Raw genomic sequence first — 15727 nt, 5'->3', positions numbered from 1 at the left:
TCAATACCCTCCCCGCCTGAGGGTTTCTCTGGCTATGACGAGTCGTTGAATTTCGCTTGTTCCTTCAAAAATCCTGTTTATACGGGCATCACGATACATCCGTTCAATTTTTAAATCTCGCGAATATCCCATACCACCGTGAATTTGTACTGCTTTATCCACAATCCTGTCTAATGCTTCAGAACAAAATAACTTTACGCATGAGGCATCGCGTGTGACTCGCTTGCCTTCGTCATAAGATGCGGCAGTGCGGTACAAAATGCTTTCCATTGCATAAATGTCGTTGGTCATGTCTGCTAACATCCACTGTATAGCCTGAAATTCTGCTATCGGTTGCCCGAATTGTTCGCGCTGTTGAGCATATGTAGCGCTCAGTCGCAATGCTTCTTTAGCCTGTCCCAATGTGGAAGCGCCCAAACCCAATCTGCCGATATCAAGAATTGTTAGCGCTATCTTGAATCCCTGTCCGGGCTCTCCAAGGAGATTTTCCTTCGGAATATGAAAATCAGCGAAACTGATAGCCACCGTCTCGGAACCTTTTATTCCCATTTTTTCTTCAATTTTGTCCACATTGAAACCTTTGTCGGCAGTTTCGATGACGAAAGCGCCGGGGCCTAAATCTTCGCCGTCTTTTTCCATCAATGCGTACACAACAATCACGTCAGCCAGAGAACCGTTCGTGACCCAGATTTTAGTCCCGTTTAAAACCCAATCCTCACCGTCGAATACCGCCTTTGCCTTCATTGCGCTGGCGTCCGAACCCGAACCTGCCTCTGTCAGAGAGTATGCGGCAATCAGCGCTCCGGTTGAAAGTCGCGGGAGATATTTTTTCCTGGTTTCTTCGGAGCCGAAAAGTACGATGGTCTGTGAACCGAGAGAGAGGTGTGCGCCGAGGAATGTGGCGGTGGAAGCGCAACCTTGCGCTATCTCTTCCTGCATTGCACAATAACCGAGCTCGCCGAATCCTCCTCCGCCGTATTCGGGCGGTATAATAACGCTCATCAGCCCGGTTTTTGCGAGTTTCTCGATAAGTTCCTTCGGGATTTTTTCTTCCCGGTCAATCTGATCCGCCAACGGACGTATTTCTTTATCGGTGAATTTTTTTGCCGTATCACGGAGCATTTCAATTTCTTCAGGTAAACTAAAATCCATCTCTGATTATCCTTGTATTAATATCAATAAATGCGATAGCCACATATGCTCCGGAATTTGAATGAATATTCCCCCGGCACTCTCAATATGAATTTAAGATTCTCGCCTCTATAAATTCAAGTCAAATGGAACCATATCTCAGTGAGATATAATTAGTTTAACTTTCCGTTTGCTGCATGAAGAATTTGCTGTATATATACTTGACCAAACCCGCAACTGCGATAATCAGCCCGAATGTAGTGACGATAGCCGCTCCTGTAGGTAAATCGAACTGAACAGAAAAATACATTCCGAGAAAATTTCCGAGCAATCCGAGCGACCATCCGATAATTAGTCTCTTCCTGAAATTTTTCGTGAACAGTATTGCGCTGACGGCAGGTACGATTAAATATGCGAACACGAGTAAGACTCCGGCAATCTGAACAGCGGTCGTTACTACGACTCCGAAGGAAATGTAAAACAAAAAATCCCACAGTCGAAGGTTTATCCCTTCTTTAAACGCGCCTTCCGGGTTCTGAGAGATAAAAATCATTTTTTTTCTCACGATAAAATGAAATATCCCTACCAGCAAATAAAGAGGAATAATACGCAGAATGTCATCCCAACTTATCAGCAGAATATATCCTACGAGCATTCCTTTCACTTCCTCGGCTCCATTAGGAGCGGTATCCATAAGAAGTATGAAAATCGCAGCCGATACTGCATAAACTATTCCTATTATAGCCTCCTGTGGAACTACTTCATTTTTCACTCTTGTGAACGAGAATATCGCCGCACCTATAAACGTAAAAAACAGCGCTGTGAGGAAAGTCTCTATCCCTCCGAGCTCGTAGCCCATAAGCACCCCCACTCCTGCTCCGGCAGCCGCAATTTGCGCTAACGCAAGATCGACGAATATCACTTTTCTCTCAACTATGTGGATACCGAGATAGGAGTGAATTGAAACGAGAAGGAATCCGGCGAATAACGGTAATGAAATAAGTTCAAACATCTTTTCTTTCTCCTACTTTATTTAATTCAGGTTATAATTAATAAAATCTACTTTTCTGATTATTTGGATTTGAAAGCGTCCACCAACGAATTCAGGTTGTAATCGAACATATCAAAATAGCTGTCAACACCGTCAAACGCGCCCACGCTTGGGGCTACCAAAACGACTTTTGCGTTTACTTTGTCGGCGATAACGTTCGCCGGTTTGTCATTGAAATACGGAGAAATAATAATCACTTTAATATCCTGGTTTCGCATCTTCTTAATTAGACGTACAAGATGATTTGGACTTGGCGGGATTCCCGGTTTCGGCTCTACGAAATCGACGATCTCGAACCCGAACCGTTTCTCCAGATATGGCCAGGAATTATGGTAGGCGATTATTTTCCATCCTATATATGGCTCCATCATTTTCAACCATTTTTTAATGGATGCGTCTAATCTTGAATTGAAATCCTCTAAATTCCCCTTGAAATACTCCTTATCTTCCGGAGATGCGTCCACCAGGGCGTTGTAAATATTCTGCGCAATTATCTTCCCGTTCAACGGATCGTGCCAATAATGTGGATTCCCATAAACGTGGATGTCACCTCCCGCTCTCAATTGAGCTGCGGGGATGTTCGGGATTTCAAGAAGAGATACTCCTTTGGATACGTCAACGTTTCCCGATGCGCCCCAGATAATTTTCTGATTACGGGAGTTTTCAAGCAGCGGTGTCAGCCAATAAATTTCAAGATCCAAACCAGCCCAAATCAATATATCGGCTTTTTTCATTTTAATTATAAAACTCGGTTTCGGATCAATAAAGTGTGGATTTTGATACCCTTTCGCTATAGTGGATAAGTTTACCTTATCTCCACCTATTTCTTTAGCTATCGCTGTAAAGTTTGGTAGCGTCGAGACGACACGCAGCTGTGCGTGAACTTGTGAAGCTCCGAAAATTAGTATAATTATTACTGATAATTTATTAATTAATTTCAATTTCATACTCCATTTTTTTAATATATGTGTGCCCCGTGAGAGCCAATTACAAAATTCCACTGCAGCGATAATAGAGTGCTGCTTTCTCCTTCAAAGCTCCTGCTTGTAGTGGACTGCAATCTTATTGTCTGAAAATTGCTCGGGAAGTAAGTTAAGGCGGCGATATATTTCTGACCCGCATCACCTGAATTATCGGGCAACTCCGCTCTATCATATCTGCCGAGAACAAACCACCGTCTTCCAATTTGCCATTCTGCGTAAGAATAGAAACCTGTAGCCTGAATATTTTCTACCCCGGCTACTTCCTTATCCAGGAAAAAGAATTCAGTTTGCCAGGTAAAAGACTTGTAAAGTTGTCTTCTTAAAGGTTTCCATTTGTAAGTCAGGTCAACGCCATAAACGTTAGTCCTATAAAGTCCCAACTCATCGTTAACTCCTGTGATAGCCGTACCGCCCAGCAGAAACGCCGAGTTATCTCCCACGCTAAAAAAGGAACTGATGTGTCCGTTATACGCTAAATCGTTCGTTGCTCTTCCGTTAAATATCTCCTCGTTATCTCCGTTTGTTACTTCGAATGTTGCCTCCCAGAATAGGTCCCACTTATTCGGTATCAGATAGCTTATAGAGACTCCCGTTCCGACCAATCCCTCACCGCCAAAATACATTTCTAACGGGAGCGGATAGTCCACGAAGACTACCTCAGGCGGATGGATTGGGTTCAATCTTCCGAACTTCGAACGGATTATACCTACTTTTGCACGGAGGTCGAGGGGGAGCGAAAATATAGTGATGAATGCTTCCTCTAATTCAATCGCTTCTTCTTCAGGCAGGAGCGCCACAAAAAAGTCCGCTCGGGCGTATGGGTCGATTATCATCTGGTAGGAGAACTCCACCTCATGAAAATTGAATCCTTCCAGCGAGCCTGCTTCGCCGGATTCACCGTTCACAAGCCCATCTCCGGTAAATTTTGCTATCAATCCGATATTAGGGTTCATATTGCTGATACCGCCTGTCGATGCTGCTGGAATCGGTGTGTTCGACTGCCGAGCGGGCGATGGACTTTTATCGTCCCCCGCCAGCATTCTCGCCAACTCTGCCTCGAGCGCAGCGTCCGCGCTGTCTTTTGCCGAGCTCTCTGTCTCTGCCTGTTGGGCATTTAGCTCCAGTGAGCTTAAAATTAAGATTACCATAATTAGTGTTAAACTTTTCAATGATTATACTCCCATTGATGTTACTGCGGTACTTACCGCAGCTAATTTAAAAATCAGATTATGTTTGTGTAGATATTAGGGTAAAACTAAGCGGGGGAGCTCGCTCTTCAAAGAGAGCTATAGAAAAAATATCATCGAAAATCAGAGTTTCGACATAAACCAGTCGCCCGACAGCATCAATGCTATAGGCGAATTTTTCGGAATTCAAGTAAGCATCGGTTTGCTGCTTTCTCAGGAGGAGACATATATGTACACCGTTGTAAGACTGATGGCTATGTTCTTCGTTATCACAAGAGGAAAGTGATAACTCCTCAACTCCCAATACAGAATGATGATCGAGAAATTGCAGCGCACCCATAGCTGTGATTATGAGAATAAATGCGATATGTATAAGTTTCTTTATCATTGAAATATCTCTTGGCAATTAAGAAATAATAAGCTCTAAGTTGCAATTTATCAAGATTATTCAAATTTGCATTCAAATTGTTTTAACTATTTCTTTCCCATAAAATCTTACGTACTTGACAAATCCAACATATGCGTTTATATTTCCCCGTAATTTTTACGATGAAAAACACATATTTTAGTTCATTGACGCTGCAATCTTTTCTGATAGTAGCGCTTCTATTCTTCCTTTCAGCGTGCGAGGAAAAATTTCCGGACGAGCCTGACAGTGACACAGGAGAAGTAGCGCCCACTATAGTATCGGTCAATGCTATTTTAAATCAGACTACACAGCAGTTTTTTCTTACGGCGGAGATCAGCGACCCACAGGGTCAATCTGACATCGATAGCGTGTCGTACGAGTTTTTTGGACCTGATAGCATCGGACTTTATGCAACAGGAACTCTTAACGATGACGGCAGTGATGGCGATATCATCATAAAAGACGGTCTTTACTCCGCGCTAATCCCTCCGTTACCGCCGGGATTAGGTTTCGGCGAAATAAAGTTCCTGTTTTCCGCTGTTGACTTAGAGTCAAATATCAGCGATTCAGCCGAATTCCTTTACAATCTTATCAGTTTCGCGCCAAGGTTAAGATTAGTTTCGGTCACTAATATAGTCACGGCAGGTGACACAATTTTTTTGGAAGTGATGGCTTCAGATTCGAACGGTCTGGCTGACATCTTTAAAATTACTTATGAGGTTCTTCCTCCTAATGACACGCTGACTGTTAAAAGCCCGCTATTTTTCTTGCGTGACGATGGAGCTTTCGGCGATAAGATAGCAGGTGACGCTGTATATTCCGTGAAACAAGCAACGAACCCTACCAGCGAAGGCGGAAGCACCGGAGTATTTACTTTTATTATTACGGCTGAAGATTTCTCCGGTCTAAAAAGCGACGAGCTTCTGGTTCCGGTAACCTTAACAGATTAAATATGAAAATTAAATTAAATTTATTTCCTTTTATGATTACACTTTTGACTCTGTTTATGGTTGAAAATTCTTTTGGACAGATTGTTCAGGATTATCGATTATACGATCAGGAAATTTTACGAAAAAGCAGCCGCCTCCTCGGAAATTCAGTCACGGATATTCGGATAAATGTTCTGAATACAATGTGGATAGGAACAGGTAAGGGACTAAATTCTACTTCGGACAACGGCAATACATTCGAAGAGTATTCCCCTGATGAAATAGATATCGGACTCGGGGGAGTCTCGGCATTAGCTGTTTCAGGGAATACCATAGTTGTTGCTACTGCGTTTGACGATCCGGATGTGGAAGAATCAAACGCCACCGGAAGCGGTATCAGCATATCCACAGACAACGGCGCAACCTGGCTCCACATTAGTCAGCCTATTGATTCAGCGGATGCTGATTTTGTAACGGTATTCGGAGATAGAATAGACGCTTTGCCCATTATTCTCGCGGTGGATAATGTAACCTTTGACGCCGCTGTTTTAAATGACAGCACAATATATATTACTTCATTCGCAGGCGGAGCAAGAAAATCCACTGATCTTGGAAAAACCTGGAAGCGGATTGTTCTCCCGCCTGATTTCGCAGACTCTCTCACACTTACATCTGACCATAATTTTGATCTCAGCCCGGTTGACAACACTAAATTCAACGTATTGGGAAATTTAAACCACCGGCCGTTTTCTGTCATCGCATGGGGCGACACTGTCTATATCGGAACTGCCGGAGGAATCAACAAATCTACAGACGGCGGACTTTCCTGGTACAAATATAATGGCTTAAACAATGGGATAACCGGCAGTTGGGCGGTTGCTATGCATAGACATTCGTGGAAAGGAGAAGAGGTTATACTCGCGGCTACACGACCGAGCTCACCTATAGAGCAAACCGGCGTCACATTTAGTAACGACGGCGGAAACAGCTGGAATTCCGTTTTGCCGGGCGAGAAAGTATGGAACTTCGCATCGTTTGATTCAGTGATTTACGCCGCCGCGGACAGCGGACTCTTTAAATCCATTGACGGTGGATTTAGCTGGGCTTCCTTTCCTCCAATCAGTGATCTAACTACAGGATTACCGCTTTATACTTCCACTTTTTTTTCGGTGAGGGGCGCAGCGGACGGAAAACTCTGGGGAGGAACGGCAGACGGTATTATTTATACTGAAAACAACGGCGCTGATTGGACACTCCTCAGGGCGACGGCTCCGATTTCTACTTCAGGAGGCGTAAAAAGCTATTCTTATCCTAACCCGTTTTCTCCTGCCCGGCATAACACTATCGGCGGAGACGGTCATGTACGATTTCACTACTCGGTAGATCAATCCTCTACTGTTACGATCAAAATATATGATTTTTCAATGACGCTTGTAACCGAAGCCGTAAGCGATGTTCCGCGATTTAAACGTGAGTGGGACGACGTCTGGAACGGAAGAAACGATTTCGGAGCCATCGTAGCGAATGGTACTTATTTTTATAAAATCATCATCAATCACGACTCCGGTGGCAGCGAAGTTCAGTGGGGAAAGGTTATGGTGATTGAATAAAATGAAACGAATAGTTTTCCTATTACTGTTTTTGATTCTGCCTGTTACCGCATCAGCCCAGGGAGAGGGTGGTCTCGCCGGAGCTTTCCTCAGGATGGGTCTCGGGGCGCGGGCTATCGCCATGGGCGGAGCGCAAACGGCTGTGGCAGATGATGGATTTGCGGCATTTTACAATCCCGCCGGATTACCGTTTCTCAATAAAAAACATTTCTCCACTACCTATTCTTTACTCTCTCTGGATAGGAAAATACAGTACATCTCGTACTCCCAAAGTTTAAAACCGCAGGCAGGGTTCTCTATTTTTTGGCTTAGCGCCGGAACCGATAAGATTGACGGAAGAGATCTTTCGGGTAACCACACATTTGATCTATCTGAATCCGTGAACGTTTTCGGACTCTCCTTCGCAAACAGATTTCATGAAAAAGTTTCGATAGGATTAACGGTAAAAGTCATTAGACATAATCTTGATCTCGTTTCTGATGATCTCTCCGCTGATGACCTGTTTTTTGATATGGGTCTTATGGTACTTCCGCTGAAAGATTTAACGGTAGCTATTCAGCTAAAGGACTTAAATGGCGGCTTGAGCTGGGATACGCAGAACATTTTTACACGGGGAACTACTTCCGTTGATTCCATTCCTTACACAGTCAATCTGGGTGCCTCTTATATTCTTAATGACATATTCCTTATTTCCACAACATTGGAATTCAACCAGCTTCTGCAGGAGAAATTCAGGCTCGGGGTGGAATACCACGGCAATGACTTGTACACCTTGAGAGTAGGCACCAACGATGACAGGATAGCATTCGGAGGCGGTCTGTTTTATTCGGTTTCCGACAACCTTGAAACTGAGATTAATTATGCGTTTCAGCAGGAATTTAGCGGCGAGGGTGGAACACATCTGTTCAGTTGGGAGTTTATCTTTTAGATGAAAATATTTTTATTATCCTTAATTACGCTTTTTTTCACTGAGCCGCTCTACGCGGGAGACGCTTCTTCCACCGGTATGGCGTTCCTTAAGATTGGAGGAGACGCCGCATCAACCGCTATGGGCGGAGCTGCAGTAGCCAATTCTTCCGGGACTTCAGCTATCTACTGGAATCCTGCCGGACTCGCAAACAACGAATCCTCCGAAGCCATCTTCTCACATCAGGAATGGCTCGCAGGCTCTATTAACCAACAGCTCGGAATTACTTTTCCGGGAGACAAAATCTCTTTTGGTCTCAGCGCCGCATTCTCGGGTGTCAGCGATATAGAAAGACGGGATGAACGCCCGACAATAGAACCGTTAGGATATTTCAGCGCCAACTCGTTGGCGCTTTCTCTGTCCGCTGCGAAAGCACAGGGTAATGATATTCAGATTGGAGTCACCTTAAAATTTCTATACGAAAAGATATTTACTTACTCGGCAAACGGATTTGCCGTTGACCTCGGCATTAAAAAACAGCTGGGTTTCCACGATATCAGCGCCGCCGTTGTAGTGAAAGACATCGGTGGGATGTCTTCCCTGAACGTTGAGTCCACTCAACTTCCCGCCCGCGTAACGGGCGGCATCAGCGGCGATTTTTTACCCTATTCGTCTTCAACTATTAATTGGTCTTTGGATGCCGGGAAATATTTTGACTCTTCCGCATTCCTGCGGTTCGGCGGTGAATTAGCGTTGAACGAAACGTTGAATCTCCGGGCCGGCTACCGGAAAAACTCGGAAAGCTCCTCCGGCTACACTGCCGGCTTCGGCATAAACAGAAAACGGTATCGGTTTGATTATGCCTATCTTCCGTTCGATTTCAATCTCAGTGATACTCATCAGATCAGCTTCAGAATCGGTTTTTGATTAACGTTTACTCAAACCCCTTTTCAAAATAATGCCTCTCAGTGAAAAGTAAATTATTCCTGTAAGGTTCAGGAACAGCAGAAAATCAGATAGTTCGGAAAAATGAAGAGAGTATCCCAGCTTGAAGAAAATTCCCCACTCTTTTAGAGAAACAAGATATATACCCTGAAAAATACCTATTAGTATCGAAGTAAACGCCAGAGCAATTCCGAACAGATAGACAAAGTCCTGTTTAAATTTAGATGATATTGCAATTACAAGATGTGGCAACGAAAGATAGAGATAATAATATATTTTGTCGGGATATACAAAAGCCAGGAACAGCTGAATCAGGATAGACAGCAGCGCGAAATCGAATATTGCCCGCCTGGCATCGGTCGGACAGGCCCGTCTGATTTCTAAAACCTTGTTGTCCATAAGGACAGGATATTACTATCTCAGCGGCAAAAACGGAAGTATAATCAAAAGCCGTGTTTATTTCACGGGCTGAATAATTGTGGTTCAGCCGTTTTTATTCCGACGTAAATTTCACCATTGAAACTTGTAACATAATATATGCTTCGGTTGCCACGCTTCTTACAATATTGTTGCTGTCATTCAGTGATGACTTTTTCAATGCGGCAATGGCTCTTATATCACCTATTCTCAAAAGAGCGATTGCAGCTGATGTCCTTGCAGAATATTCACTATCGTTTTGCAGCATTGCAATTAGAGGCCTAACTGCCGAGGTATCTTCATATTCGCCAAGAAGATGCGCCGCCGATATTCTTTGCCCAAGATTCTCTGAATTCAGTGCTTCGATTAGTCTTACTGTATCGTTTTCTTCCGCCGCAACGATGGTGACCGCTCCCAATACCATCCCCGCCATCAATATGGCTGGCATGACCCTGGCTTTCATTGCTTGCTTCATCATATTCCTCCGTATCCGTTATTCAGTGGCTCCCATCTCGTTTTCCTTAATCCCGGTTGCATTCATTTGACAGCAAATTATACAAAAAGGTTTCTATGTTTTTGAACTTACCATTATTATTTTCGTATATGCTTATACGAATATCATAATAATCAGTTGCTGATAGAACTTTTTCAATGAAAACTCAGTCTATAAAGGTGTGGAGTACAATATTATGGAAGACGGCGGTCTTATAAATCAATATTTAAGCGGTGACGTGCGTGCGTTTAATCATTTAGTGAACCGCTGGGAACTGAAAATATATAATTTTATTTTTAAAGTACTCGGGAAAAGAGAAGATGCAAAGGATGCTACGCAGCAGACGTTTATTAAGGTTTACAAGAACCTTAGAAAACTAAAGAATCCGAATAAATTTTCACCATGGATATATCAAATCGCTATGAATATCTGCCGGGACCAAATGAGAAAGGATAAACGCGCTCCTTCAACGTCCATTCATGGCAAAATAAGAACGAGCAACGGAGAGGAAATGGAACTCGCTGACTTTCTTTCGGATGACTCAGCGTCACCAGAAGATTCGCTATATCAGGGTGAAGTTGTGGAAATAATTCGGCGCGGCTTGAATATGATTCCCGTTGAGCAGCGCACAGTAATTATTATGAAAGAATATCAGGGATTAAAATTCAGAGAAATAGCAGAGATATTAGAGGAGCCGTTGAATACCGTTAAATCAAGAATGTATTATGGTTTAACCGCACTGCGAAAGGCATTGGCAGACCTCGAGATTGATAAGGAGGTTTTTCAGTATGAATTGTAAAAAGATGGAAGAAGTTTTCGTGGATTTGATTTATGAAGAAGTGAGCAAGGAAGATGAAGAGCTCGCCAAGTATCATCTCCTGTCTTGCAAATCCTGCGCGAAAAAATATAATAAATTAAAAGAAACTACTACAGCGCTTGCCCGATGGACTGAGGAACAGCCTGAAATAAACCTCGTATTTATTGAAGAAAAGGTTCCGCTTATGGAGCGGTTGATAGGTAAGCTCGATCAGTTTGGAATTACTCCGCAAAGGTTTGTTTTTGGAGCTTTAACTTTTATCTTTATATTGGTTTTGTTCACGGGAATTATGAGAACGGACGCTGTATATCAAAACGGCGAATGGGAAATATCATTCGGCGACAAACTAAAGAGAGATGAAATCAGAAATGAAAATGCTGTTCTTGCTGAATTCAAAAAACTTCAGAAGGAAAATCTTCTCTTTATGAACAGTATTCTCCTTAACAGCGAAAGAAGGCTCCGGGAAGAAAATATGAACTCGGTAAGTATTCTGGCGAACGAATTTGCTAAGCAAAGACAACAAGACCTCTTCTTGATAGGCAGCTCAATCAATAAGCTGGCTCAAAGAAATCAGGACCGTCAACTGCAGACAAACCGGATGCTAAATGAGCTGTTTAGGCTCTCTTCATACCAACCCGGCTATCAAGGAAGCTCAAGAAAGATCGAAGGAAATTAAGTATAGAAATGATGAAGAGATTTAGTCAGATAATAGCCACTTGCGTTATTTTAGCGTTTTCGCTTAACACGGTAGTTGCGAAGCAGAACGGATACATTGATTTCAATAGGTTAAATGACGACCTGTCAATAATGGAAGGAATAATTGACAAGCTTATCGGTTCCGTCGTACCGAACAAATGGCCGTCTATCACCCGATCAAAGGGATTTTACGTTCCCGAATACGGTTTAATTTTTTCAGTACCGATAGCCAAATCCGCATCAGGACCTCTATTTGTTTTTCCTTCACTGCCCAAAGTGCCCAATACCAACGGGATTTCGTATTCGTTTGAAATGAATGAGCTTGACGGCGGGAAAAATAAAAGGCAGGAAAATGAAATTCTGGATAAAATCTCCTTAAAGATACAGGACTTTCTCGGAATTTACGCAGATGCCATCGGTCAGTTGAAACCTAACGACAAAATTTCAATCTATATTTATGATTATTCTAACCGTGCGCCGTTACAGCTTCATAGCGTATCGAAGTCGAATATAACTAAATTCAGGTCGGGTAAACTCAGTGTAGAACAATTTAACTCGTTGATTCTCGTAACATCACTTGAAGATAAAAATGAAATGAGATCGCAAATTGATATATTAGCGTATGTATTGGATTCCGCGGTGAAAACGCAATCAGGACATAGGCATGATGGTATCGGATATTCTGGCCAAAGTGTCAATGGACTTTACCTGGAAAATTTCGGAGCATTGTTTCTTATTAAAACTTCTTATGGTAATTTCGGGAATAATTTTATCCTTCTCGGTCCTAATTTATTGAATTTATCCGCAAATCAATTTAATGGAACTCAAATTGAAATATTCGAAGGCGTTTCCGCTGATGAAAACAGAAAGAGAATCTATAATCAAAAAAAGGAATTAGAGAGGCAGAAGGAAATTTATTTAAAAAGGATAAAAAACTTTAAAAAATCATTTTCCAGACTTCTTGGCAATTACGGCAATACACTTCGTTTGGTTAAAAATAATGAATGGATCTGTGTTACGACCAACTGGCAGAATCCTACAAATTTTAGGCGCACCGGTGCAACACAAAACTCTCTCGTTATGAGAGTGCGGAAAAGTGTCTTAGTTGATTACAACAAAGGGAAAATCTCAAACGAAGATTTCTTTAAGAAAATCAAATATACAGAATATTAATCTTACTTCTCTCATTATCCGAATAATCGGCTGCTCTAAAAATTTCCTTGACAAACGAAGCGTATAAATTTATATTTGTTACAACTTTAGTAATAAACAGCAGGGGTTTCGTGAAATAGGTGTTTCCCCCACACATATTTCGATACGTACTCCTGCTCCCATTAAAAAAGCCTTCCGTTATGGAAGGCTTTTTAATGGAAATTTAAATTATTATGATACGGATTTTAAAGCATCTCCTTCATCGTCAAACGATTCAAATACTTTATCCAGTCTTGCAATCTTCAACAGCGATACAACTTTGGGCTGAGGATTTATCAAAGAGCACTTTCCTCCTCTTTCGGTAACCTGTCTTCTGCCGAAAAGCAACGAGCTTAGGCCACTGCTATCAATTGATTGTACGGAAGAAAGATTGAAAAATAGATTGATGATATCCGCATTTTCCAGAAGATTAAGTAATATATCTTTCACGTCCACAGAAACAGATGTATTTAATTTCTGTTCTTCTATCCTGAATATCAAACTGTTTCCTTTTAATTCTTGACTGTATTCCATATTAATTTCCCCGGATTTATATCCTGCTGAATATCATCCTTTTAACTTTTTTATATGCTCAATCATCTTAGGCACAACCTCAAAAAGGTCTCCGACGATGCCGTACGTTGCGATTTTAAAGATAGGCGCGTCAGCGTCCTTATTTACAGCCACAATAACTTTTGATGTTGACATACCCGCAATGTGCTGTATTGCTCCTGATATTCCACAGGCAATGTATAAATTAGGAGACACCGTTTTACCTGTCTGTCCAACTTGTTCTGAGTGTGGTCTCCATCCTGCGTCAACTACTGCTCGACTTGCTCCTATCGCAGCGCCCAACTCATCGGCAAGTTTCTCCGTAACACTGAAATTTTCCGGACCCCCCATTCCCCTGCCGCCGGATACTATGATTGAAGCTTCCGTCAATTCCGGTCGTTCATCTTGAATATGTCCTACATTGCTTACCGGCTCTTTACTACTTCCCGCATCAACCTTGATAACTTCCGGTGTCTTGGTATCAGCCGGTTCAGAGGCAAAAACATTCGGTCTGATTGTCAACATTTGCAATTCATTTTGGAAATCAACTTTAATATTTGCTTTTCCGGCAAATATCGGTCTCGTAGCGCTGATTTTGCCGTTATAAAATTCAACGTTTGTGCATTCCACAGCCAATCCAACATCCAGAGAAGACGCCACACGTGGAGCAATATCTTTCCCCATAGACGATGCCGAGGCAATGAACGCTGATGGGTTAATATCCTTGATAATACTTACTATAATTTCGCTATACCTTCCGCCGTCATAGTAATTTAAGCCGCTATCATCAGCCATATATATCTTATCGACTCCGTACGGCTCAAATTCATTTGCCATGTCCGAAACAGCGGAACCTATCAAAACCACACTTAATTCACCGCCAATATCCGAAAGCAATTTTCTTCCAAGAGACACACATTCGAAAGAAGTGGATTTTAAAACTCCCTCCCTTTGCTCCGCGAATACCAACACACCTGATGCCACTATCTATACTCCTCCTAAATTACTTTCGCTTCTTCTCTTAAGACCCTAACTAATTCTTCTGCTGCTTCGGGTCCCTCCCCGATTATGCGACCTTCAGGCTTCGGAGGCGGAAGCTCAAGCGAGCTTAATTCAATTTTCCTATCCGTAAGTGAAACTTCTCTTTCCTCAAGAGGCTTTTTCTTGGCAGCCATAATCCCCGGAAGAGAAGCATATCGAGGTTCGTTCAGCCCTTTTTCTGCCGAGAAAAGTGCAGGCAGATTCAGATTAACAGTCTCTGATCCACCTTCAATATTCTTTGTCGCTATCGCGCTGTCGGATGAGAGCTCAAGTTTGGAAATTGCCGTAACCGCAGGAATCCCTAAAAGATGGGCAATTCTGTTCGGAACCTGCTGATTATCACTATCGACAGATTTTTTCCCGCATAATATCAAATCGAATTCCAATTCTTTTATTGTATCCGCAAGAAGCTTGGCAACTACAGATGAATCAATTAGACTCGAGCCATCGCAAACTAAATGAATGGCTTCATCTGCGCCCATTGCTAACCCTTTCCTGATATTTTGGGTTGCTGTTCCCGATCCGAGAGTTATAATTGTGACCTTTCCGCCATGTGCCTCCTTCGCTTTAATTCCCTCTTCAATCGCAAATTCATCATATGGATTTATCTCATAGACAATGTCAGTTTGGTCAATTGATTTACCGTCATCCCCAACAATTACTTTTGTTTCTGTACTCGGCACAGATTTCATACAAACGATAACATTCAACTAATTCTCCGATTTCTCTTTAATCTAATACGTTAAAAGCCATTGAAAATTACTTAAAATACTCGGTGAATTGCAAGCTGAGAATAATGAATAAAATGCTATAATATTAACATAATACCGGCCAAAAAAGGGCAACGCCCCTATTTGGTCATAAGTCAAACAGAGGCGCTCAGTGAGGGCCCAAATCCCTAATAAGGTAACAATTCCGTTTGGTACCCTCAGGCATCTGATACCGGGTTTGGATCCACCTTCTTCGATCTGCCTTGAGAGGAATGCCCGGATAAATTCTCCGAACCATCCATTATGGCGCTCCATATCAAAGCAACGGCCCTTTCAAATTGTTCAAAATTCAATTCCCCTTCCGGTCTGTTATTATTCATGCTTGAATAATGAACGGGAATTAAATCATCTATTTCTGATAATTCCATATTATGCCCGGAATTATTCATCAATGTTATTATTTTATTTTTTTTACTCATTTTAATCACTGTCTCGTCTATAAATATTTATCGGGAAGGAGAAGATATTCTGAATAGGATTAACGATTTTTTTGCAAATGGGGGCTATTATTGTGCTAAAGCGGTTATTCCGGAAGGAATTATGTCCATATAGAGTGTTATTTGGCGCCTTTACTCTATTTTGCTAATGTTTTTAATTA

At 42.2% G+C, this 15727-nt stretch carries 18 protein-coding genes; 7 read left to right on the top strand and 11 right to left on the bottom strand.

The genetic code is table 11. The features are described from left to right. The 5 genes from IIB39_01075 to IIB39_01055 all read right to left on the bottom strand — a co-directional run bounded on the left by IIB39_01075 (position 1) and on the right by IIB39_01055 (position 4740). The gene (locus tag IIB39_01075; GenBank protein MCH8927291.1) at positions 1–1152 is read right to left on the bottom strand and encodes an acyl-CoA dehydrogenase family protein; all 1152 of its coding nucleotides are present in this window, start codon (positions 1150–1152) and stop codon (positions 1–3) included. Positions 1153–1309: 157 nt separating this feature from the next. Continuing rightward, positions 1310–2143: a metal ABC transporter permease gene (locus IIB39_01070; GenBank protein MCH8927290.1), complete on the bottom strand. Its 834-nt coding sequence runs from the start codon at positions 2141–2143 to the stop codon at positions 1310–1312. Positions 2144–2202: 59 nt separating this feature from the next. Next, positions 2203–3123 (bottom strand): zinc ABC transporter substrate-binding protein, encoded by a 921-nt coding sequence (locus IIB39_01065; GenBank protein MCH8927289.1) that lies wholly within the window; start codon positions 3121–3123, stop codon positions 2203–2205. A 17-nt stretch (positions 3124–3140) separates the two neighbouring features. Then, a complete protein-coding gene (locus IIB39_01060; GenBank protein MCH8927288.1) occupies positions 3141–4334 on the bottom strand; it encodes a hypothetical protein in 1194 nt (397 codons plus the stop codon). A gap of 58 nt (positions 4335–4392) precedes the next feature. After that, a complete protein-coding gene (locus IIB39_01055; GenBank protein ID MCH8927287.1) occupies positions 4393–4740 on the bottom strand; it encodes a hypothetical protein in 348 nt (115 codons plus the stop codon). Positions 4741–4901: 161 nt separating this feature from the next. Between IIB39_01055 and IIB39_01050 the strand changes: the two genes are divergently transcribed. Genes IIB39_01050 through IIB39_01035 form a run of 4 tightly spaced genes read left to right on the top strand, consistent with a single transcriptional unit; the run spans position 4902 to position 9134 of the window. Next, positions 4902–5711 (top strand): hypothetical protein, encoded by an 810-nt coding sequence (locus IIB39_01050; protein ID MCH8927286.1) that lies wholly within the window; start codon positions 4902–4904, stop codon positions 5709–5711. Between the two features lie 2 nt (positions 5712–5713). Continuing rightward, positions 5714–7300, top strand: coding sequence for a hypothetical protein (locus IIB39_01045; protein ID MCH8927285.1), 1587 nt, complete (start codon positions 5714–5716; stop codon positions 7298–7300). A gap of 1 nt (position 7301) precedes the next feature. Further along, a complete protein-coding gene (locus IIB39_01040; protein MCH8927284.1) occupies positions 7302–8228 on the top strand; it encodes a PorV/PorQ family protein in 927 nt (308 codons plus the stop codon). Further along, positions 8229–9134 carry a PorV/PorQ family protein gene (locus IIB39_01035; GenBank protein ID MCH8927283.1) on the top strand — a complete coding sequence of 302 codons (906 nt, stop codon included), beginning with the start codon at positions 8229–8231 and terminating at the stop codon, positions 9132–9134. Here IIB39_01035 and IIB39_01030 read toward each other — a convergent pair whose 3' ends face one another. Continuing rightward, complete coding sequence (locus IIB39_01030) at positions 9135–9551, bottom strand: hypothetical protein (protein ID MCH8927282.1); 417 nt, start codon at positions 9549–9551, stop codon at positions 9135–9137. A 94-nt stretch (positions 9552–9645) separates the two neighbouring features. After that, complete coding sequence (locus tag IIB39_01025; protein ID MCH8927281.1) at positions 9646–10047, bottom strand: HEAT repeat domain-containing protein; 402 nt, start codon at positions 10045–10047, stop codon at positions 9646–9648. Between the two features lie 211 nt (positions 10048–10258). Between IIB39_01025 and IIB39_01020 the strand changes: the two genes are divergently transcribed. From IIB39_01020 to IIB39_01010, 3 genes are read left to right on the top strand one after another with little or no spacing between them, the layout of a single operon-like run. After that, complete coding sequence (locus IIB39_01020; GenBank protein ID MCH8927280.1) at positions 10259–10861, top strand: sigma-70 family RNA polymerase sigma factor; 603 nt, start codon at positions 10259–10261, stop codon at positions 10859–10861. Continuing rightward, complete coding sequence (locus IIB39_01015; GenBank protein ID MCH8927279.1) at positions 10851–11555, top strand: hypothetical protein; 705 nt, start codon at positions 10851–10853, stop codon at positions 11553–11555. The genes IIB39_01020 and IIB39_01015 overlap by 11 nt, the downstream gene beginning before the upstream one ends. 8 nt (positions 11556–11563) lie before the next feature. Then, positions 11564–12748: a hypothetical protein gene (locus tag IIB39_01010; protein ID MCH8927278.1), complete on the top strand. Its 1185-nt coding sequence runs from the start codon at positions 11564–11566 to the stop codon at positions 12746–12748. A 210-nt stretch (positions 12749–12958) separates the two neighbouring features. Here the strand turns inward: IIB39_01010 and IIB39_01005 are convergent, their stop codons facing one another. From IIB39_01005 to IIB39_00990, 4 genes are all read right to left on the bottom strand, one after another. After that, the gene (locus IIB39_01005) at positions 12959–13300 is read right to left on the bottom strand and encodes an STAS domain-containing protein (protein MCH8927277.1); all 342 of its coding nucleotides are present in this window, start codon (positions 13298–13300) and stop codon (positions 12959–12961) included. 33 nt (positions 13301–13333) lie between these two features. After that, complete coding sequence (locus IIB39_01000) at positions 13334–14302, bottom strand: electron transfer flavoprotein subunit alpha/FixB family protein (protein ID MCH8927276.1); 969 nt, start codon at positions 14300–14302, stop codon at positions 13334–13336. 14 nt (positions 14303–14316) lie between these two features. Next, complete coding sequence (locus tag IIB39_00995) at positions 14317–15069, bottom strand: electron transfer flavoprotein subunit beta/FixA family protein (protein MCH8927275.1); 753 nt, start codon at positions 15067–15069, stop codon at positions 14317–14319. Positions 15070–15287: 218 nt separating this feature from the next. Next, positions 15288–15548, bottom strand: coding sequence for a hypothetical protein (locus IIB39_00990; protein MCH8927274.1), 261 nt, complete (start codon positions 15546–15548; stop codon positions 15288–15290). Positions 15549–15727: the final 179 nt, after the last annotated feature.

Source organism: Candidatus Neomarinimicrobiota bacterium (assembly GCA_022573815.1).
GTDB lineage: Bacteria > Fidelibacterota > SORT01 > SORT01 > SORT01 > JACZTG01.
This window is presented reverse-complemented; position numbering and strand designations above follow the sequence as displayed.

Excerpts from the sequence above, each read along its gene's own strand:
- IIB39_01005 (MCH8927277.1), bottom strand. The coding sequence starts at position 13,300 with ATGGAATACAGTCAAGAATTAAAAGGAAACAGTTTGATATTCAGGATA.
- IIB39_01010 (MCH8927278.1), top strand. The coding sequence starts at position 11,564 with ATGATGAAGAGATTTAGTCAGATAATAGCCACTTGCGTTATTTTAGCG.
- IIB39_01030 (MCH8927282.1), bottom strand. The coding sequence starts at position 9,551 with ATGGACAACAAGGTTTTAGAAATCAGACGGGCCTGTCCGACCGATGCC.
- IIB39_01020 (MCH8927280.1), top strand. The coding sequence starts at position 10,259 with ATGGAAGACGGCGGTCTTATAAATCAATATTTAAGCGGTGACGTGCGT.
- IIB39_01055 (MCH8927287.1), bottom strand. The coding sequence starts at position 4,740 with ATGATAAAGAAACTTATACATATCGCATTTATTCTCATAATCACAGCT.
- IIB39_01045 (MCH8927285.1), top strand. The coding sequence starts at position 5,714 with ATGAAAATTAAATTAAATTTATTTCCTTTTATGATTACACTTTTGACT.
- IIB39_01070 (MCH8927290.1), bottom strand. The coding sequence starts at position 2,143 with ATGTTTGAACTTATTTCATTACCGTTATTCGCCGGATTCCTTCTCGTT.
- IIB39_01035 (MCH8927283.1), top strand. The coding sequence starts at position 8,229 with ATGAAAATATTTTTATTATCCTTAATTACGCTTTTTTTCACTGAGCCG.
- IIB39_01015 (MCH8927279.1), top strand. The coding sequence starts at position 10,851 with ATGAATTGTAAAAAGATGGAAGAAGTTTTCGTGGATTTGATTTATGAA.
- IIB39_00990 (MCH8927274.1), bottom strand. The coding sequence starts at position 15,548 with ATGAGTAAAAAAAATAAAATAATAACATTGATGAATAATTCCGGGCAT.
- IIB39_01050 (MCH8927286.1), top strand. The coding sequence starts at position 4,902 with ATGAAAAACACATATTTTAGTTCATTGACGCTGCAATCTTTTCTGATA.
- IIB39_01075 (MCH8927291.1), bottom strand. The coding sequence starts at position 1,152 with ATGGATTTTAGTTTACCTGAAGAAATTGAAATGCTCCGTGATACGGCA.
- IIB39_01025 (MCH8927281.1), bottom strand. The coding sequence starts at position 10,047 with ATGATGAAGCAAGCAATGAAAGCCAGGGTCATGCCAGCCATATTGATG.
- IIB39_01040 (MCH8927284.1), top strand. The coding sequence starts at position 7,302 with ATGAAACGAATAGTTTTCCTATTACTGTTTTTGATTCTGCCTGTTACC.